Origin of the sequence: Flavobacterium sp. FlaQc-48 (assembly GCF_044007335.1) — a bacterium.
In the GTDB taxonomy this organism is placed as follows: domain Bacteria; phylum Bacteroidota; class Bacteroidia; order Flavobacteriales; family Flavobacteriaceae; genus Flavobacterium.
The window spans coordinates 184,370-204,092 of sequence record NZ_JBIPCR010000001.1 but is presented as its reverse complement, the minus strand read 5'-3'; the positions used below and the strand labels follow the sequence as shown (position 1 = coordinate 204,092).

Below are 19,723 nucleotides of genomic sequence, written 5' to 3'. Positions count from 1 at the left end.
ACGCACATGATATAAGGGCCAGTATTGACCCTAAACAGCTACAATAGAACTACAAGTGGTGTTTATAGGCATTTTTGATCTGTTGGTACCTTTTTTTTATATGTTCATCGACTGCCATTTTGTTTTTGCAAATAAATAGTAACTTTGATTCATGACACCATTCGAAAAAATTATAAACTTCAGTACAGCCCATAGAATTACCACTCATATTATTTTTTGGGTGTTTATTTTTATCCTGTTTTTTAGTACAAATACCTCCTCTAATCCGGAAGAATTAAGTGTTGATCTATTGTACACCTTATATTATGAATTGTTTTCTATTGTTGGGGCTTATTTTTTATCCTACAGGATTTTACCCCGCTTAATGACAGTACAAAAATACAATTGGGTATGGGGTGAACTTATCTTAGGAAGCTATTTTATTTCAGTTATTGCCAGAACAGTAATGGTTTATGGGGTAGAGCCCATTATACGTAAACCGCCTTTTGATCAGGAACCTATTACCGAAATCCTGACTGATATCCCCACTTTGTTTGCCGCCTATTTTTTGCACATCCTGTCTTTATCTATATTTTTTATTTTTATAAAATTAATGAAAGACCAGTATATCACTCAGAAGAGATCTTTACTCCTCGAAAAGCAAAAAGCGGAAACTGAATTAAAAATCTTAAAAGCACAATTAAATCCTCATTTTTTATTTAATACACTTAATAATATATATTCTCTTTCAATTGTTAATTCTCCTATTACCTCAAAATCAATTGCTGTTTTATCCGAGATATTGGATTGTATTTTATATAGGTGCAACAGTACTTATGTTCCGGTTTCGCAGGAAATTACATTGATTGAAAATTATATTTCTCTGGAAAAATTACGTTACGACGAACGTTTGAGTGTGGTTTTTAATCATGAAATTGATAAAAACGGATTAATTGCCCCATTAATTTTACTTTCTTTAGTCGAAAATGCGTTTAAACACGGAGCAGGAGAAGATGTCGGGACTTCGCCAAAAATTGAAATTGATTTAAGATTAGTAAATGATAACTTTGAATTTACAATTAGAAATACCATTAATAAAATTGAGTTTGAGGCAGAAACCGGAAAAATTGGCCTGAATAATATTATCCGGCAGCTTGATAAAATTTATCCTGAAAACTATACTTTTAATGTCATTAAAACCGATGAAGATTTTACGGCACAATTAAAGATAAATCTTGCATCCCAACATAACCTAGCTTAAATAAATGAAAATAAAGTGTTTATTAGTCGATGACGAGCCTTTGGCAATCAGTTTGCTGCAAAATCACATTAGTAAATTAGATTATTTAGAAGTGGTTGGTACCTGTCCAAATGCGCTAAAGGCGGCAGAGGTTTTAAGAACAACTGCTGTTGACTTAATGTTTTTAGACATTAAAATGCCGCAAATTACCGGAATTGATTTCTTAAAGACGCTGAGAAATCCTCCTTCTGTAATTTTTACTACGGCATACCGCGAATATGCCCTGGAAAGTTATGAGCTTGATATTGTAGATTATCTTTTAAAACCCATTACTTTCGATCGTTTTTTTAAGGCTACCGATCGCTACTTAAGAATATCCGGTCCTGTAAACAATAAGATCATTGCTCCGTCACAGGAAGACTTTATCTACATCAAAAATGCATCAAAATTTAATAAAATTAATATCGATTCTATTCTATATATCGAAAGTGTAAAAGATTATATTATCGTACACCAGAAAGACGGAATAAAACTCAATGCCAAATATAAAATTAGTGATATCGAAATAGAACTGCAGGATAAAAGCTTCCTGAGAATACATAGGTCGTTTATTATCAATTTAAAAAATATTACTGCCTTTACAGCTTATGATGTAGAAATAGGTACAATAGAAATCCCAATTGGAGCAAGTTATAAAGAGTATGTTTTTAAAATGCTTAGGAACAATTAAAATCTTTAATTAGTATAAAAATGAAGGTGATACGCCTAACTAAGATTAAGCATCAAAAAAGGGTTCAGGAGTCTCTAAAATTTTGAACAATGATGCTGCAAAAACAGGCTTCCAAAATTAACATCATTTCAGGCAACTCCCTTCTGTCCTTTTTATACGCTATTTTAGCAACAAACTTTTATATTTAGCTATATCTTTTAATACAATACCAGTACCTCTAACCACGGCTCTTAAAGGATCTTCTGCAATATAGACCGGTAAATCTGTCTTTTGCGAAATTCTTTTATCAAGACCACGAAGCATTGCCCCTCCTCCCGCGAGATATAATCCGGTGTTGTAAATATCTGCGGCCAGTTCAGGCGGTGTGAGTGAAAGCGTTACCATAATAGCATCCTCAATTCTTAGGACAGACTTATCTATAGCCCTTGCAATTTCCCTGGATGTAATCCTGATCTCTTTGGGTTTCCCGGTAAGCAAATCCCTTCCGCGAACCATCATATCATGGGGAGCATCCTCCAGTACTTCTATAGCGGCGCCTACCTCTATTTTGATCTGCTCTGCCGTAGCCTCTCCAATATACAGGTTATGGTGTGTTCTCATATAATACAGGATATCTCCGGTAAAAACATCTCCTGCTATTTTTATAGATTTATCACAGATAATCCCTCCCAGTGCAATTACAGCAATTTCTGTGGTACCACCGCCAATATCAACGATGATATTTCCTTTGGGCTGCATTACATCTAAACCCATTCCGATAGCGGCAGCCATTGGTTCATGAATTAAAAAAACTTCTTTTCCGTTCACCCTCTCACAGGACTCCTTTACGGCCCGCATTTCAACTTCTGTAATACCGCTTGGAATGCACACCACCATTCGCAGTGCCGGAGTGAAAAGGTTTTTCTTTATTTCAGGAATGTTTTTTATAAACCAGCTGATCATTTTCTCTGAAGCATCAAAATCTGCAATAACGCCATCTTTAAGCGGGCGTATTGTTTTAATGTTCTCATGTGTTTTACCCTGCATTAAACTGGCTTCTTTGCCTACAGCTATAATTTTTCCATTTCTAATATCCCTTGCTACAATTGAAGGGCTGTCTACTACAATTTTTCCGTCATATATTATCAAAGTGTTAGCTGTTCCTAAATCCATCGCTATTTCCACTATCATAAAATCAAATAAGCCCATAAATATCGTTTTGTTTAAAAAACGGTATTGTTGCTGTTTTATTCTCTGTAAAGCGTGAAATTTACTTAAAAGACCAAAAACTTTTCAATTGAAGCTATAGCGCCGGAAAAAATAGTCAGTTAGGCCTTACTCTTTCATCATAACCTAATTCGTATTTTTGAAAATTGATTTTTCCGATAACCCAGTGAAATGAACTTACTGGATATAATAGAATAGGGTATGCTGTACAAGCATCTTACCGGCTTCCCTCCTTTCATTGCAGAAATCCAGTTTGGAGATAACTTCAAAATCCTCTCTAATTCTCGCCCCGACCCATAACCAAAATACCTGATCAACTTTTTGAGGTATAAAAGCCGGGCAGCATCTTCAGTTGTTATGATAGGTATGTTTCCCTGTACAAATTTATTTTAAGATTCGAATTAACTGCATATTGCCTTTTACGTGTCCTATGAAAATTTAATAATCCATGGAGAAAATTCTATAAAATCTCCTGCTGTAGAAACTGTAATTTTAAAAATGCCTAATAGAAGATTTAGGTAGTTAGTAAACTATTAATTTTAAAAATAATGATATGAAATCCGAAAATTACTTTTATTCGTCTGAAGAGCCTGCAGATGATATGACATATTATGAAGAGCAGCTGTTATTAAATTACGATGATTATCTGGACGGCGCTTTTGAAGCTGAATTGACAGCCAGTAATCATTACAACTTAGAGCTTGGAGAGCTCGAAGAAGACCTTGAGGATGATTTTAGTTCAGAGTATGACGAAAATGACTGGGAAGAATTGGAACCGGATAACAATATCGAAGGAGAATATGATAAAAATGAGGAAGAACCGGGAACTTTTCTAATGAAAAACTAATTCCGGTATTCTTAATTAATTTCCGGGCCGGATATCCAATAAAAAAGAGGCTGTTTCAAATGATGAAACAGCCTCTGCTATTTTGCAAAGAGAACTCTAATTCATTCAGCTTCTAATTTTTAATATAAATAATTCAGAGCTGTAACATCGTTAGCATTAAAAGCTCCTGTCTCACTTGAACTGAAACATGCCCTCATGTAAGAAGTTGCATCATATCCTGAAGGTGTTCCCGGGATCTGAATTGCTCCAACACCAGCTGTTCCTTCGCTTGAATTTTGTCCGCAACTTTGACGACTAAACCAGTCTGTATGGCGTAAACCAATACAGTGGCCTATTTCGTGTGCAGCTACGTGTGCATTTACACCTGTTGTATAAGTATCTAATCCGGAATATAAGGTAACTGAATTATAAGGCGCCCCTCCCGAAGGGAAACCTGCTACACCACCGGCAGATCCGGTTTGTCTCCGGACCACAATGTCTGCACCGGAAGTACTTGAACTAAAAGTTAGCGTAAAGTTAACAGACAATCCTAAATTATTGTATCTGTTTATTGCTGCTTGAAGCCCGGCACGCATATTGGTACTTAGTGCTGTCGTGCCAGTCCCTGATAATCCCACAACCTTAATCGTTTTTGGGGCAGATACTAAATTAGTCGTGCGGTATTGTTCTGTAGTTATACCTCCATGAAGATCCATTTTGTCTAATTGATCTTGTGTCACGATAATATCTCCTTCTATCAGGAAGGCATCCTCAGTGGTACCGTCTAACTTCGTATTTTGAATTACCTGTACATCTGTATTATTTAGTGAAAGTGCACTAATTTTATTTAACACATCTTGTGTTACTTTAAGAGATCCTTGATCTGATTGAGTTGTCTCGTCTTCTTTATTACAGGACAACACCGCTAGCGCCATAAATGACAAGGCTAAAATTGATTTGATTTTTTTCATAATAGGTTTTTCTTTGGTTTGTAAAAATAAGCTGATAAATTAGGGGTCTGTACAAAATATTAACAATATTTGCCATCAAATTTATAAAAATTTTAATCTTAAAATACCTATAAAATAATAATTTAACAAATTTAACACTTTTTGTTATATTATTTTATATTGATTTTTAATAATAATTATCTGATTATTAGTGCGAGCCCAGCAAAATCAATAATTCAATAGAAATCAAACTGTTATGTATAATTCTGTTATCACTACATTTTATTTTCTTTCTCAGGCGTTAAAAATGATTTTACATTTTTGCATCACATCTAAACTATAAAAAAGGGTATAAAAAGAGAATATGCCCCCTCCTGTTCTAAAGATTCCGAATGAAATAAAAACTAATAAAATTTTTACAAATAATTTAATAACTTTGGTTTACCTGCAAGAGATAAATATTTCAGACAGAAATCATTAAGCGAAATTCCATCTTTGATTGATCTCCATTCATAAGTCTAAACAGCTGCTATAGTCAGTTTTTGTACGATTGATAAGCCATGTTTACAATTGCCCTAAACATTTACAGTAAATGAAGAAACAAATTACTTTTCTCCTTTTGATGATAACGACAATCAGTGTCTCACAAAGTGCTGACAAATGGAAACAATATATAAAAAAAGAAAAAGACAGAAAATTAGAGAAATACTATCTTACATCTTTAGAAAATGCACATCACAACAAATACAAGGTTGTAAAAAAACTTGACACTACTTTTTGTATTGTTGAAAATGAAAATTTAAGATATAAGCAGCCTTTAAAAAAAAATATCCCGGTTAATAATTTATGGAAATTGCCCTCCAATTTTTCAAATCATACGGAAGACAAGCAGTATATAATAGCCACGGATACAATCAAAACTTTAATTACGGACCTGACATCACTAAGGATTTCTGATATCAAAATACTGGATAACCATCTTGCAATCATAAAAAGTGATTCCAAAAAAATTATTGACGAAGTTATAGCTTTAAACAGTGTATCTTCTATTTCGCAGGAATCGCTGCAACCAAAAGCTGAATCTAAAATAACAGATCAAAATCTTAGTGTCAATTTTATAAATAAAGCCCATACTAATTTTCCTCTTTTAACAGGCGAAAACCAAATTGTAGCGATCAAAGATGATTTTTTTGATGTAAATGATATTGATTTATTAAATAAGCACATTCCTTCGCAAACACAATCGGCTATTGTCTCGAGCCATGCAACAGCTATGGCAACTATAGTTTCCGGATTAGGAAATAGTTCGGCATTAGGAAAAGGAGTCGCTCAAAAGGCTAAAATACTATCATCTGACTTTTTGAATATCTATCCTGATGAAGTAGCCACTTTACAAGGCGCTGCCACCCAAAATCATTCCTACGGTACTGTGATTGAGAATTTTTATGGTTCGCTCGCTAATGCCTATGATCTTCAATTGTTCTTAAATACTGATTTGACCCATTGTTTTTCCTCTGGCAATAGCGGGCTTCAGGGTTATAAATCTATTACGGGTAATTTCAAGCAATCCAAAAACAGTATCGTTTTGGGCTGCATTGACCAAAATGAAGTAATTATGCCGTTTTCTTCAAAAGGCCCAGCTTATGATGGCCGTATAAAACCCGAGTTAGTAGCCTTTAGCACGCAAGGAACTTCAAATTCTACAGCAGTAGCGACAGGAGTAATTACACTTATGAAACAACATTATAAAACGATACACAACACCTCTTTGACTAATGTCCTGACTAAAGCCATTTTAATTAACAGTGCGAAAGATTTAGGTAACGCAGGTCCGGATTTCACCTATGGTTATGGTAATATCAATGCTGATAAAAGCTTAAAAACGATCAGCGAAAATAGAATTATAACGGGTAATTTAATATCCGGTCAGACCAATTCACATACCATTACGCTGCCGGCAAATGCTAAAAACTTTAAAATCACGTTAGTCTGGAACGATTTGCCTGCTGCAATCAACAGTAATATCAGTTTGGTAAACGATTTAGACCTGGAAGTAATTTCGCCTGAGTACACTACTTTTTTACCCTGGGTCCTTAATCCTGATATTCCTCAGCAAACCGCTGTAAGAGGAAAAGATAAAATGAATACCATAGAGCAAGTGACTATTGAAAACCCCGCATCGGGATCTTATAGTATCAATGTGACGGGTTCGTATGTCTCCAATACTTCTCAGGATTACAGCATTGCTTACGAATATGAACCCGAAAATCGATTTGAATGGAATTACCCTGTTAACGGTGATAATTTCCCCTATGATGGTAAGACGATTTCTCCTTTCAAATGGAATTCTTCATTTTCTGGTTTCCCCGGGCAATTGTCTATTAGTTACAATAATGGTCAGACCTGGGAAATTATCGCAAATACTATAAATCTCGAAAGTGGGCAATTTACTTATACCCCTGCAGCACAAAAATTTTCTAAAGCAAAATTAAAAATGACCATTGATACTATGGACTATATCTCTGATCCCTTTACCATTTCTTATGATTTAAATATCAGTACCAGCTTAGTTTGTGATGGTACAACAGAGATTAATTGGGACAAACCCGACGATGTTGCTTCATTCAATATTTATCAACTGACAGGAGATCATTTAGAATTTAAAGAACAAACCACAAAGGCTGGTTATGCCTATACTGATGGAAAGATTTATACTGTTGTTCCTGTATTTGACAATAGCGAAGGTATAAAAAGTGAATCAACATTACAGTATCTTCAAAATTCAAATTGTTATTTCGAGTTGACTTTGGCCGAAGTTTATCAAGAGAACAAAATAAAGATTGAGGCCAGTCTTTTTAGCCTGTACAATATTAAAAGAATTGAGTTAGTGAAAATAATTAATAATAGCGAAGCTGTTATGAACACTATACATGATATCAATTCAAAAACACTTTCTTTTTTAGATACTTCCCCTGTAAAAGGCAGTAATAAATATAAAATAAATATCATTTTAGAAAACAATACTATAATAAGTTCTTTAGTTCTGGATGCTCATTATTTAGGCAATGATTTGTTTTTTGTCTACCCTACACTATTAGGTAAAAATGAAGAATTAAGTATTGAAGCCAAAAAAGAGGACAGCGCTATTTTTTATTTGTACAATACCAATGGGCAAAATACCCTTACTTCTCCGTTGCTTTCTAAAACCAATCAAATCAATCTGAAAAATACTGCCTCAGGCCTGTATATCTATAAAATAATCACGAGCTCAGGCGAAATGCAAACAGGAAAAATTGCCGTTTTTTAGCTAATCTTAAACAGTACAATTTTAGGACAAGGCAAAATTAGACGTATACAAGAAAGCCCCTTATTTTTTTTAATAATTAGGGGCTTTGTTGTATTTATTTTAAAAAATTAACGCCACCCCAGCTCCGGGGCAACATATTTTAGTATCGACGACAGTATATGTACGTTATAGTCAACTCCCAAAGTGTTGGGTATAGTGAGTAACAATGTATCTGCTTCCTGAATAGCTTCATCCTGGGCCAACTCTGCGATAAGTTTATCAGGCTCCGCTGCATAACTCTTTCCAAAGATTGCGCGTTTATCCGTTTCTATATTACCAAAACTATCAGAACCTTTACCCTGATCCCCAAAGTAATATTTGTCCTGATCGTTGACCAGTGCAAAAATGGAACGGCTTACTGAAACCCTCGGTTCATGCTGATGTCCTGCTTTTTTCCAGGCTTCCTTATATAACCTGATCTGTTCTGCTTGCTGGATATGGAAAGGTTTGCCGTTTTCGTCATACTTCAGGGTAGAACTTTGAAGGTGCATACCGTTTTCGGCTGCCCAAATAGCAGTCGCATTCGATGCAGCCCCCCACCAAATCCGGTCTCTTAGTCCTTCAGAATAAGGTTCAAGGCGCAATAACCCCGGAGGATTTGGGAACATCGGATACGGGTTTGGCTGTGCAAATCCTACACCGTTAAGCTTGTCCAAAAATTCCAGCGCTTTTCTGCGCCCCATATCGGCATCTGTTTCCCCTTCCAAAGGTTCATAACCAAAAGAACGCCAGCCATCAACGACCTGTTCCGGTGATCCCCTGCTGATGCCCAATTGTAAACGTCCCTCTGAAATTAAGTCCGCAGCTCCGGCATCTTCCGCCATATACAGCGGGTTTTCATATCGCATATCGATCACCCCTGTCCCAATTTCTATTTTGCTCGTTTTAGCACCGATGGCCGAAAGCAACGGAAAAGGCGATGCTAACTGTCGTGCAAAATGATGTACACGAAAATAAGCTCCATCCAAACCAATTTCTTCTGCAGCAACGGCCAAATCTATCGACTGAAGCAGTGTATCGCTTGCTGTACGAGCCTGATAAGAGGGATGATCAGCCCAGTGGCCAAACGATAAAAATCCTATTTTCTTCATAGATAGCATTATTATGATTTACAATTCCAAATATACGCATCATTATCGAGTGAGTCTACAAGCTTTCTATTGAAAAATTCCAGCAAAAACATTTTTATCTTCATCCAAATAAAAACCTGATTCACGGTGATCTTCTGCAATACATTTTATCTTGGTGAAAATTTTTCGGTTGTGAAGTTCATAACTCCCAAAGCCGGAATCATTAACAATAATAACCAAAAAATAATGATTGTTTTTCGATTTTCGATTTAGTATAAATTTGAAATCAATCCTTTTTAAAAACTAAAAAAGCCAGTAAAGATAACTTCACTGGCTTTATATTAATTCTACAATTACTCTTTATGATAAGGACAACCTGAAGCTGATGCAGCAGATTCAATTTTTTTAGAATCCGGAAATTGCTCCTCTATTAAACGTCTCTGATCAAGAGGAACATCTTCGATTTTACGAAGCGTATTGACTTGTATGTGTGGCCAGCTTGTAGTACCTCCGTCATCTCCAAAATCAAATTCAAAAAAGATAACTTGCTCGTATTGTAGTTGAAGGATTTCTTTTTCATTTTCTACAACCGTTTCCACCCACATGCGCGTATTCATCTCGACTGTAGGAACAAAACGATTTACAAACGGAACATTTAATATCCCTCCCTGTGCCCCTGTTTTGTTTTTGGATGACATTTGAATAAGGACATAATTTTTTATATCATCTTCTTTGTTGGAATCACGAAGACGCAAATCAGGCCTTACGGAATAAGGATATAAAGGATCTGCGAGTATTCGCTGGGTATAGATTTTATTTTCTCCGGGATCATTGATATCATTAAGTTTTTCAAACGCCCAGTCAGGTGCGGGTTTGTCCAGATTGATCGGGTCACTTTCGCTTGCACCGGCTCCTCCCATAGTTCTCGAAAGCGAAAGATGATCATATTTCCAGGCGGCATCACCTTCCGGAAATGGTGGCGGACCTATGAATAAGAATTTTTTGTTGTCCTCTTTAGCTGCATTATTTCGAACCAGATCTCCTAATAAAGTTACAGTACTTCCGTGCGGAATTACGCCACTTCTGGAAATAGAGTAATCCGGTATAAAATATTGCCCTGTCTGACCCGCTCCAACTTTAAGCTCTTTGGCTGCGATAATTTCATAATATTTTCGGCCCTTTAGGTTTTCCTGCGTTACATATTCTTTTTGACCCAGATCATTTATAATCAAAAAAAGGGTTTCGTCCTGATAGCCGCTTTTGTATAAATCTTTGTTAGGGTTTTCCGGTGATACAGGGTGCACGCCACGATCTTCCTTAATCGTTTTTTCTGTGGCTGCATAATTAAATACATCGCTAAGCCATAAATACATACCGGTTTCTTCATGAATTGGAGTATATTGCAATGCTTCCTGACCTTCGACAGTCGTTACACTTTTAATGCTTTGGTCGTATTTTACAGCTCCGCAAAATTGTTCGTTTGCCCCACCGCGATTACGAACTCCTCCCGGAACCAGATCAAATGTTAGTTTTTCTATATATTCCTGGCATTCAAAACTATATTTTCCGGGAATAGTTCCTGCATTTGTGCCCGGTGAAGGCATAATAGTCGTATGTATACCGCTACCAATTAATTTTCTTTGACTTTGTTTACTATTATTATAACTAACCCAAGTGCCTTGCAATACTTTTAAAACACCGTAATCTACATTGTTTACAATCTTTTGCAGGTCATTTTCATAAAAGGGCCTAATAGGATCTTCAATTTGAAGTTTTGAATATCCTGTCATCAAAGTATCTAATATCCCTTTGTTTTCTTCCTGAAAAGCTCCCGGAAAGATTTCATTTCTGTTTTCATCTGAATTTAAATTGACCTGAGATAAATTTATCTCATCTTCAGCGTTTTTACGTTTTAGCATAATATCGTTTTTTTAATTAATAATCTGTTCATTCAAAGGCTGGCAATCTCTACTTTTTTTAAAGAAGCAGATTTATTTACCATCCCAGATAATAATCTTTAGGTAACCAGAATGGACGATCGAGTCCAAAATATTCCTGAAGCATTTTCTCTGCTTCACAAAAAGCACCTTCTACCCAGCCCTGCTGATCAGAATAGGCTTCTCCGCAAATATGAATTTGCTCTTTAGCATCTGGTTTTCTCATATACGGCATCACTTTTTTAACAGAGTATCCGGCTTTCCAGGCATGATAGCCTGCACCAAAAGGGTCGTCTGTCCAATCCTTGAAATACGTTACATAAGGTTCCGGTATGGTGACTTCTGCACCGTGCAGTTCACGGAGCTGGTTCATTAATTCACCTACCATCAATTTTGTAGCCTGAACATCATTTAGTTCATGTAACTCTTTTAGTGAAGCTGATTTAGCAGGTTTTACTTCAAAAAGTACTTTATCGTCAGAAAGTGCTTTCCAGAAGGTTTCTGTTTCCATATCACCGTAGCTTCCTAATAACATGGAGTTCTTCGTTTTTTCATCTGTACCAAAGTAATAGCATTGTCTCATTGGCAAATCTGTGATAGAATGCCCGGAGTCAATTCCTAATTCTTTCCACCATGGATATTCAAAACCCATTAATATTTTAAAAGCAGGCTCCATAATTACGGAACGAATATTTTTATTGATAACTGAATTTTCATTGGTATTAAAGAAGAAATTATTTTGGTCTAAAAGCTCTAAAGATTTTCTAGGCATGGCCAAAACTATCGAATTGGCATATACATGCCAGTTACTATTTGTTTTCAGATTTAGAAATGTCAGCTGGTATTTATGTGTTTTTACGGCATGCTCTTTTGTAAAAGTCACCAGTTTGTTTTCAGACCAGATGCAGGCGCCTTTATTGTCTATATAAGAATTGGCTAATGCATAAGCGATACTATCATACCCTTCCTCAATAGTTTTATAAATGGTTCCTGCTGAAAAGTCACCTACCATGTACGGAAAAGCTTCGGCTGAATTCCAATTGATCGTATTGGAATAATAACCTCCGGCATTCGCTAAAAATTCATATCCTTCCTGCGAAACCTGATCCTTGATTAAATTCCAGAAACCAAGATCATTTACTTTACGTTTGTCGTAAGGAGAATTAGGAAAATTATAGACCAGTTTAGGTTTTATGTCATCCCAGTCCCTGCTGTCTAATTCAAAGCTATAATCGTAAACAGAAGATCCTTTTTTGATTTTTTTCCCATAATGCTCCGCAACCCATGGATCTGCCATTAAAACATCATAAATAATTTTATTAAAAAGCTGATCTGAACTAAAACCAAAATCATTCTCATTCAGGTAATATCGGGTGGGCAGTTTTTTGTTTTCTCCCTGGGCAACATTCCAGTCGTCTTGTTTAAAATGCTCTTTTCTAAGATACATTAATAGCTTTGACGGATCGCCCATAGGAAATGGTACAGGCGTCATTCTATCTTTCAGGACAGGAATAAGTTTGCCGGGATCTTCCGGACGCACATAACCTTCAATTAAGGTTGTTACAATTTTCTGAGAAGTCAGGTAACGCATTCCTCCTAACTCGCCCCAGAAATCCATTCCGGGCATGATAACAGATTCCAGCCTTCCGCCCAATTTACTGTTCATGTCAAAAATTTGCACCTGATCAGCGGTGTGTTTTTTATCGGTTACAAGACGATAAGCCGTATATAATCCTGATGTTCCGGCGCCAATAATAGCGGTTTCGATTTTTAAATCAGGGTTCATTCCTGAATTTAATGGAGTATTTTTATTCATAATGTGGTGATTTTTAAATTGCTTTAAAATATTTGTATCCTAACTGGAAAGAGGTACTATCAAAATCGGTATGTCTAATGCTATTTACACCCTATATTCCTGTGGATATGGAATTCTAAACTGACGCGAAACTCCGGCAGAACTTCCTAGCTGATTCACAAAAGTAAATTGCTCTAAAACCAGTTTTTTGCCTTTAGTTTGCCAAGAGGGTATGCCGTAGCCAGACCCTATTGGCCCGCCACCAATAACGATTACATCGTAGTGTTCTGTGTTCATAAGTTTTATAGTTTATAGTAGATTTTGGGTATATTCAGAACAATGCATAAGCAATGCCATGAGTCTAAATTACTGGAGATATAAAATCAATTATAAAAAAATGACACGAAGCGGAGATTATAGGTCATAAGACAAACTATATGCTGGATGAGATAGGTTAAAGCAAAAAAAATGCACAAAGTCCAGAGACATTTGCGCATTTTTTTATACTATCCTTGCTTGTAACAATTAAAACTTAGTAAGACCAGCAAAGTATATCGATCTCAAAACTTATCTTTAGATAACACAGAAAATTAAAATTACATTACGATTTGCTTTTCCATATTTACTTTTGCAACGAAAGAAGATACTGTTTTTGTATCTGCACTATCTTCGACTACATAAATACCTAAAATGTTATTTCTATATACTGTATTGGCACTGGTAACACTTGAGTCTGGAAAATCAATATCGATCCAGTTTGCTTCTCCAAATGATCCGTCAGAATTTCTATTTACGGAGACAAATGATGCTCCGTTTTTTTCTCCGTTTACAGTAAGCCAGTCAGATGGCATATTATAACCACCATTTTTAGAAATGGTAATACCTTCAAAATGCGTAACTACAGACAAAGCTGTTTCATTCTTGTAACTAAATGATTTTAGATGAGTTGTTTTTTTAGTTTTAGAATTATAATCAGCCAGAAAAGCCTGGCTTATTTTCCCCAATTTAGGGCTAGTATATCCTCCTGCGAGGGTATAACTATCGCCGCCATTATGCCAGATACCATACAAAGTAGTCGTTAATGAATTTGGTAATTTAAATTCTGCACATTCTTTATTTTTAATATCATACAGAAATGCGTATCCGTTTTTATCATTTTCAACATCATAATTTCCAACAGCAAGACTGCCCATTACACTGTGAACAAATACATTATTGGTATTCCCTCCATTAGGTGATACCTGAACCCACGTTCCTGAACCATCAACAGGGCCTTCGTAATAAAATCCGAGATTTCCACTTGGTGCTTTACTTGCAGAAGCTGATATTTTATAAGATCCTACAAGTTGTATCGTGCCATGAGGTCCGTTATTAGGTCCGTAGCAAGAAGTATTCGTAACTGCAGCGTCTGGTGTAGCTGGGAAATTAACAGTGTACCATTTTCCTTCACTGCCGCTTCCTTTTAGGGATCCTTCGTAAATTAATCCCTGAACAATACCGTTCTGACCTAATAAACTGCCTGCTATATATACATTTTCAGACTCTGATACTCCTCTTATTCCCTGTATTGTTGTTTGTCCCTCAGGATTATTAAAATCTGCATAACTTACTGTATGAACTTCTGGTTTTATATTTTGTGACATAATGTTTGGGTTTATTAATATTTGATTTAGTACTTTTAGATTTTAAAAATATTTTTAGTTGAATGTTGTGGTACTATAAACATCTTTTGGCATATTGACCCAGAGCTTTTCTACCTCAAGCTGATGCAATTGCTCCTCTAAATCTCTTCTAATCTCACTGTATGCCGGATCGTAAGCAAGATTTGTAATTTCTAACGGATCATTAATGAGGTCATACAGTTCATATTGTTTGAAATAAGCTGTTGCGGCATCAAAGTAATAATCGAATTTCCATTTTTCTGTTCTGATGCAGCGGATACGATTAGCTGCTTTTACGACTGTCCAGCTACTGTTCGAACCAGCCTTAATATCGTCATAAGTAAATAAAATACTATGCTGAACAGGAGTATTATTCTCCATTACAGGAAGTAAACTTGTACCTGCAAGTCCTGTAGGCGGATTTGATACATTTGCTATATCCATAAAAGTGGGCATAATATCTACCAATGTCGCTAACGCCATTGATTGCTTTATGTTGTGATCTTTAAATAGTACCGGATTTGAAATAACAAGTGGTACTCTTAACGCTTCCTCATAGGCTACAAAGGTTTTCTGGCGCAATCCACCGTGAGCCAGCCCCATTTCTCCATGATCTGAAGTTAAGGTAACAATGGCAGAATCTGCCAGTTTATTTCCGTACTCATCTTCCTTGTATAGTTCTTTAATCAGATATCCAATTTCCTGATCGACATGACTTAATAAATAACCATAAAAATTAATATAGTTTAGTTTATCCTCCTGAGTAGCTATTTCGCCCAGACTTAGTGCCATATTCAGTAAAATTTGTTCCTGGGCCATAGGCTTTTTGTTTTCAAGCAAATTTTCATTTACGGTCTCCGGAAGTCCAATTTCTCTGCCGGACCAGGTTGTCGAATGGTATCCGGAAGTACCTGCCGATTTTGGGTACGCTAATACATCATGCGGATTAACAAGTGACAGCACAAGGCAATAAGGTTTATGATTTCCTGCAGCCCTTTGAGCTTTTACTTCCTTTAGGTATTGTATGGCTTCGGCTGTATATTTTGCATCGTGATTCGCATATCCTCCACCAAAATTAAGCGGATTAACATCTTCGCCTGCATCCGGGGCAATCCAGCCCATTGCACCAAATAATGAAATATCGGCAGCAGTTAAATCTTCGTAGTTTGTACTGGTACCATTTGGCGCTACTCCCTTACTCATATGCCATTTTCCTCTGTATTGCACATCATAACCTTCTGACCAAAGAACATTCATGATATTGGGTAAAGAATTACTGAGTGTGGGTTCTTGCGGAGACAAAAGGCCTCCTTCGGTCAGGGTTTGGCTTACTCCGTGTTTGGCAGGGTATGTTCCTGTAAATAGGGTTGCACGACTGGGAGAGCACATACAGGTATTACAAAATGCCCTGTCAAAACTAAAACCATTCTGTTTTAGAAATGTTAGGGTTGGAAGATTTTCCTCCTCCCATCCAGGCGGAAAATGTTGCGTGGCACGCTGCTCATCTGTGACAATTAAGATCATGTCTGGCTGTTGGCCAATTTGGTTAAGTTTCTCTTTTAAGTTCATTGCTTATTGATTAAATTATTAAATAAAAATGCGGTTGTGATATGCCCCTATTTTGCCCTTAATAGTTTTGATTTGGGATCATCAAAAATCATTTACCTTCAATTAACAAGAATAAAATTACATCAATAAAAACAACTTCAAACAACGTATAAATACCTGTTTTACAAATACATAAAATAAAAAGGAATTATTTTTCGCTAAAATTAATTTTCAACAATTATTGCAAGCCCATTTTATAGTTATATACTTTAATTAAGACCTGGCATTCACTTAATAATTAAACTTTTGCATGTGAAACAAAATAAAATTTAATAATTATGAAAAACAGAAAGTATTACAGTCAGCAATAGTACTTAAAAACTAGCGTGAAAAGAAGCGAAATCAGAATGTGAAGTGTTACTGATACGCGAAAAGCTCGTGTAGAAAATTGGGGTAAAATGCGAATTTGGCAATGTTTTTTTGTACTTAACAGGGTATGAAAAACAATGTACTATTTGAAGTTTTATAGCTCTTAAATCTGGAATTGCGTTACAAAGTCAGATACTCACAGATAGGTTGCACTGGAAATTTTCAGTTTGGCATCAAAAGTGTAAACTCCTGGTATACCGCATGGAAGTATACGCAATATTGAAAACATATCCAATCAGTTTATCTCCTGCAAGCTCTGCCTGCTCTTTTCCGTTGTCAGTGAGAGGAACATCCGGATTTCCTGTAAATCGGTTCTCTAAATTATAAAGGGATTGTCCATGTCTGACAAAAATTAATTGCGCCATTTTCTTTATTGAAAAGCAGTATTAAGCTAATATAAAAATAGGGAACAAACTTCACTCGCGCAATTAGAGTCAAGTAAACTTGCTAGCCTAAAAACAAAAGAGCCCGATATTGTATCGGGCTCTTTTTATCAAATTTTAATTCTAAATCTTTCTGAAATTCCGGATCCAGACTAATCAGACTAAATCAAATCTGTCCAGATTCATTACTTTATTCCATACAGCGATAAAGTCATTTACGAATTTTTCCTGTGCGTCACTACTTGCATATACTTCTGCTATGGCTCTTAATTCAGAATTAGAACCAAAAACAAGATCTGCACGTGTTCCAATCCACTTAGGCTGTCCTGTTTTACGATCGTTTCCTGTATATAATTCTTTATCGTTCGAAACGGCTTGCCATTGGGTATTCATATCCAGCAGATTTACAAAAAAATCATTGGTTAACTGACCCGGGCGATGTGTAAATACACCGTTTTTTGTACCATCAGCATTAATATCCAGCACACGTAACCCTCCTAAAAGCACCGTTAGCTCCGGCCCTGTAAGTGTTAATAAATTAGCCTTATCAATTAGAAGTTCTTCTGTTGAAACGGCTGATTTTGTTTTTCGGTAATTTCTAAAACCATCTGCTTTAGGTTCCAGATATTCAAATGATTCAATATCGGTTTGTTCCGAAGATGCATCCATACGTCCTGGCGAAAAAGGCACTACCACTAAATTGCCTGCCTCTTTGGCTGCTTTCTCTACTCCTGCAGAACCTGCCAAAACTATTAAGTCGGCCAATGAAACTTTTTTGCCATCATTTTGCGAAGCATTAAATTCTGTCTGGATTATTTCCAGTTTGCCTAAAACCTGTTTAAGCTGATCCGGATTATTTACCGGCCAGTCTTTTTGAGGTGCTAATCTTATACGTGCACCGTTTGCACCTCCACGCTTATCTGATCCTCTAAAGGTAGATGCAGACGCCCATGCCGTTCCTACCAGTTGAGATACACTTAATCCTGTATTTACTATTTTTTCTTTTAATTGGCTTATATCACTTTCCTCTATTACTTTATGGTTTAATTCCGGAATAGGATCCTGCCATAATAATTCTTCCTGAGGAACATCTTGCCCTAAATAACGTGCACGTGGCCCCATATCACGATGTGTTAACTTAAACCATGCGCGTGAAAAGGCATCGGCAAACTCATCAGGATTTTCTAGAAAACGACGTGATATTTTCTCATAAGCAGGATCTAATCTTAATGATAAATCAGTGGTAAGCATTGTTGGAAGATGCTTTTTTGTACTGTCAAAAGCATCGGGAATAATTGCTTCGGCATTTTTAGCCACCCATTGATGAGCACCAGCAGGGCTTTTAGAAAGTTCCCATTCAAAGCCAAATAAGTTTTCGAAGAAGTTATTACTCCACTGAGTTGGAGTTTTTGTCCAGGTAACTTCAAGTCCGCTTGTAATTGCATCAGCTCCTTTACCTGAACCAAAGCTATTTTTCCAGCCAAATCCCTGAAGTGCTAAATCTGCAGCTTCCGGTTCGTCACCTACGTGATCAGAAGAAGCTGCCCCATGAGTTTTACCAAATGTATGCCCTCCTGCAATTAAGGCTACGGTTTCCTCGTCGTTCATTGCCATACGGCCAAATGTATCTCTTATATCTTTTGCTGCAGCAATAGGATCAGGATTTCCGTCAGGACCTTCAGGATTCACATATATTAGTCCCATTTGTACAGCTGCAAGTGGTTTTTCCAGATTTCTGCTATGAATATGACCGTCGGCATCATCATCTGAAGATACGACACCGTGATCTTGCGGTACTCCTTCAGAACCATTATTATATCGTTCATCTCCACCAAGCCATGTTGTTTCTGAACCCCAGTAAACTGATTCGTCCGGTTCCCACACATCAGCCCTTCCTCCTGCAAATCCAAAGGTTTTAAATCCCATAGATTCCAGAGCAATATTCCCTGTTAATATCATGAGGTCTGCCCAGGAAATTTTTTGACCATATTTTTGTTTGATCGGCCAGAGCAATCTTCTTGCTTTATCAAGGCTTACATTATCAGGCCAGCTGTTAAGAGGAGCAAAACGCTGTTGACCGGCACCTGCACCGCCTCGTCCGTCATGCACCCTGTAAGTTCCTGCACTATGCCATGCCATTCGGATAAAAAGACCACCATAATGACCAAAATCTGCCGGCCACCAATCTTGCGAATCAGTCATAAGTTCATGCAAATCTTTTTTTACAGCCTCAAGATCAAGACTTTTAAAAGCCTCTGCATAGTCAAAATCCTTATTTAACGGATTTGATAATGCCGAATTTTGTCTTAGCATATTTACCTTTAGCTGTTTTGGCCACCAGTCACGATTTTTTGTACCTGTTGCAGCTTCATTATCCATGCTTCCATTATGAAATGGGCACTTACTGATGTCGTTTGATTGATTTTCCATATTTTGAAGTTTTATTTGAATACTAATTTACAAACTAAATGAAAAACACGTTATCAGTTTTGATAATAAATTCATTTACTTTTATAAATAAAATTTATAATGATACTATAAGAAGCATTTAATAATTGTTTTTATAAATCAAGTTTGTCTGATTGTGCCTGATTCATGCTGCTATTTAACTACAAAAATATAC

Annotated in this window: 14 protein-coding genes; 4 read left to right on the top strand and 10 right to left on the bottom strand. The window is 36.4% G+C overall.

What is annotated here, in order from left to right; all coding sequences use genetic code 11:
* Positions 1–151 precede the first annotated feature (151 nt).
* Together ACHRWY_RS00810 and ACHRWY_RS00805 are read left to right on the top strand one after the other, a co-directional pair.
* Positions 152–1,240: a sensor histidine kinase gene (locus ACHRWY_RS00810; RefSeq protein ID WP_395351577.1), complete on the top strand. Its 1,089-nt coding sequence runs from the start codon at positions 152–154 to the stop codon at positions 1,238–1,240.
* A gap of 4 nt (positions 1,241–1,244) precedes the next feature.
* Complete coding sequence (locus ACHRWY_RS00805) at positions 1,245–1,949, top strand: LytR/AlgR family response regulator transcription factor (RefSeq protein ID WP_395351575.1); 705 nt, start codon at positions 1,245–1,247, stop codon at positions 1,947–1,949.
* 159 nt (positions 1,950–2,108) lie between these two features.
* Here ACHRWY_RS00805 and ACHRWY_RS00800 read toward each other — a convergent pair whose 3' ends face one another.
* Positions 2,109–3,137 (bottom strand): rod shape-determining protein, encoded by a 1,029-nt coding sequence (locus tag ACHRWY_RS00800; protein WP_395351573.1) that lies wholly within the window; start codon positions 3,135–3,137, stop codon positions 2,109–2,111.
* A 571-nt stretch (positions 3,138–3,708) separates the two neighbouring features.
* Here ACHRWY_RS00800 and ACHRWY_RS00795 point away from each other — a divergent pair.
* Complete coding sequence (locus ACHRWY_RS00795; protein ID WP_395351572.1) at positions 3,709–4,002, top strand: hypothetical protein; 294 nt, start codon at positions 3,709–3,711, stop codon at positions 4,000–4,002.
* A 119-nt stretch (positions 4,003–4,121) separates the two neighbouring features.
* Here the strand turns inward: ACHRWY_RS00795 and ACHRWY_RS00790 are convergent, their stop codons facing one another.
* A complete protein-coding gene (locus ACHRWY_RS00790) occupies positions 4,122–4,952 on the bottom strand; it encodes a M57 family metalloprotease (RefSeq protein ID WP_395351570.1) in 831 nt (276 codons plus the stop codon).
* 571 nt (positions 4,953–5,523) lie between these two features.
* On the opposite strand from ACHRWY_RS00790, the gene ACHRWY_RS00785 reads away from it, so the two are divergent.
* Positions 5,524–8,238: a S8 family serine peptidase gene (locus tag ACHRWY_RS00785; protein WP_395351568.1), complete on the top strand. Its 2,715-nt coding sequence runs from the start codon at positions 5,524–5,526 to the stop codon at positions 8,236–8,238.
* Between the two features lie 107 nt (positions 8,239–8,345).
* Here ACHRWY_RS00785 and ACHRWY_RS00780 read toward each other — a convergent pair whose 3' ends face one another.
* The 8 genes from ACHRWY_RS00780 to katG form a co-directional block, all read right to left on the bottom strand.
* The gene (locus ACHRWY_RS00780) at positions 8,346–9,368 is read right to left on the bottom strand and encodes an LLM class flavin-dependent oxidoreductase (protein WP_395351566.1); all 1,023 of its coding nucleotides are present in this window, start codon (positions 9,366–9,368) and stop codon (positions 8,346–8,348) included.
* 332 nt (positions 9,369–9,700) lie between these two features.
* Entirely contained in the window at positions 9,701–11,266 is a 1,566-nt protein-coding gene (locus tag ACHRWY_RS00775; protein WP_395351564.1) for a peroxidase, FMP-type, read from the bottom strand.
* A 76-nt stretch (positions 11,267–11,342) separates the two neighbouring features.
* Complete coding sequence (locus ACHRWY_RS00770; RefSeq protein WP_395351562.1) at positions 11,343–13,100, bottom strand: flavin monoamine oxidase family protein; 1,758 nt, start codon at positions 13,098–13,100, stop codon at positions 11,343–11,345.
* Between the two features lie 84 nt (positions 13,101–13,184).
* Positions 13,185–13,376: a hypothetical protein gene (locus ACHRWY_RS00765; protein WP_395351560.1), complete on the bottom strand. Its 192-nt coding sequence runs from the start codon at positions 13,374–13,376 to the stop codon at positions 13,185–13,187.
* A 299-nt stretch (positions 13,377–13,675) separates the two neighbouring features.
* Positions 13,676–14,722 carry a hypothetical protein gene (locus ACHRWY_RS00760; protein ID WP_395351558.1) on the bottom strand — a complete coding sequence of 349 codons (1,047 nt, stop codon included), beginning with the start codon at positions 14,720–14,722 and terminating at the stop codon, positions 13,676–13,678.
* Positions 14,723–14,776: 54 nt separating this feature from the next.
* Positions 14,777–16,309: a sulfatase-like hydrolase/transferase gene (locus ACHRWY_RS00755; RefSeq protein WP_395351556.1), complete on the bottom strand. Its 1,533-nt coding sequence runs from the start codon at positions 16,307–16,309 to the stop codon at positions 14,777–14,779.
* Positions 16,310–16,890: 581 nt separating this feature from the next.
* Complete coding sequence (locus ACHRWY_RS00750) at positions 16,891–17,082, bottom strand: histidine phosphatase family protein (protein ID WP_395351554.1); 192 nt, start codon at positions 17,080–17,082, stop codon at positions 16,891–16,893.
* A gap of 174 nt (positions 17,083–17,256) precedes the next feature.
* Positions 17,257–19,530, bottom strand: coding sequence for a catalase/peroxidase HPI (katG, locus tag ACHRWY_RS00745; protein ID WP_395351552.1), 2,274 nt, complete (start codon positions 19,528–19,530; stop codon positions 17,257–17,259).
* Positions 19,531–19,723 lie beyond the last annotated feature (193 nt).

Bases quoted from the DNA above. Each gene is read 5' to 3' on its own strand.
- ACHRWY_RS00810 (WP_395351577.1), top strand. From the start codon at position 152: ATGACACCATTCGAAAAAATTATAAACTTCAGTACAGCCCATAGAATT.
- ACHRWY_RS00805 (WP_395351575.1), top strand. From the start codon at position 1,245: ATGAAAATAAAGTGTTTATTAGTCGATGACGAGCCTTTGGCAATCAGT.
- ACHRWY_RS00800 (WP_395351573.1), bottom strand. From the start codon at position 3,137: ATGGGCTTATTTGATTTTATGATAGTGGAAATAGCGATGGATTTAGGA.
- ACHRWY_RS00795 (WP_395351572.1), top strand. From the start codon at position 3,709: ATGAAATCCGAAAATTACTTTTATTCGTCTGAAGAGCCTGCAGATGAT.
- ACHRWY_RS00790 (WP_395351570.1), bottom strand. From the start codon at position 4,952: ATGAAAAAAATCAAATCAATTTTAGCCTTGTCATTTATGGCGCTAGCG.
- ACHRWY_RS00785 (WP_395351568.1), top strand. From the start codon at position 5,524: ATGAAGAAACAAATTACTTTTCTCCTTTTGATGATAACGACAATCAGT.
- ACHRWY_RS00780 (WP_395351566.1), bottom strand. From the start codon at position 9,368: ATGAAGAAAATAGGATTTTTATCGTTTGGCCACTGGGCTGATCATCCC.
- ACHRWY_RS00775 (WP_395351564.1), bottom strand. From the start codon at position 11,266: ATGCTAAAACGTAAAAACGCTGAAGATGAGATAAATTTATCTCAGGTC.
- ACHRWY_RS00770 (WP_395351562.1), bottom strand. From the start codon at position 13,100: ATGAATAAAAATACTCCATTAAATTCAGGAATGAACCCTGATTTAAAA.
- ACHRWY_RS00765 (WP_395351560.1), bottom strand. From the start codon at position 13,376: ATGAACACAGAACACTACGATGTAATCGTTATTGGTGGCGGGCCAATA.
- ACHRWY_RS00760 (WP_395351558.1), bottom strand. From the start codon at position 14,722: ATGTCACAAAATATAAAACCAGAAGTTCATACAGTAAGTTATGCAGAT.
- ACHRWY_RS00755 (WP_395351556.1), bottom strand. From the start codon at position 16,309: ATGAACTTAAAAGAGAAACTTAACCAAATTGGCCAACAGCCAGACATG.
- ACHRWY_RS00750 (WP_395351554.1), bottom strand. From the start codon at position 17,082: ATGGCGCAATTAATTTTTGTCAGACATGGACAATCCCTTTATAATTTA.
- katG (WP_395351552.1), bottom strand. From the start codon at position 19,530: ATGGAAAATCAATCAAACGACATCAGTAAGTGCCCATTTCATAATGGA.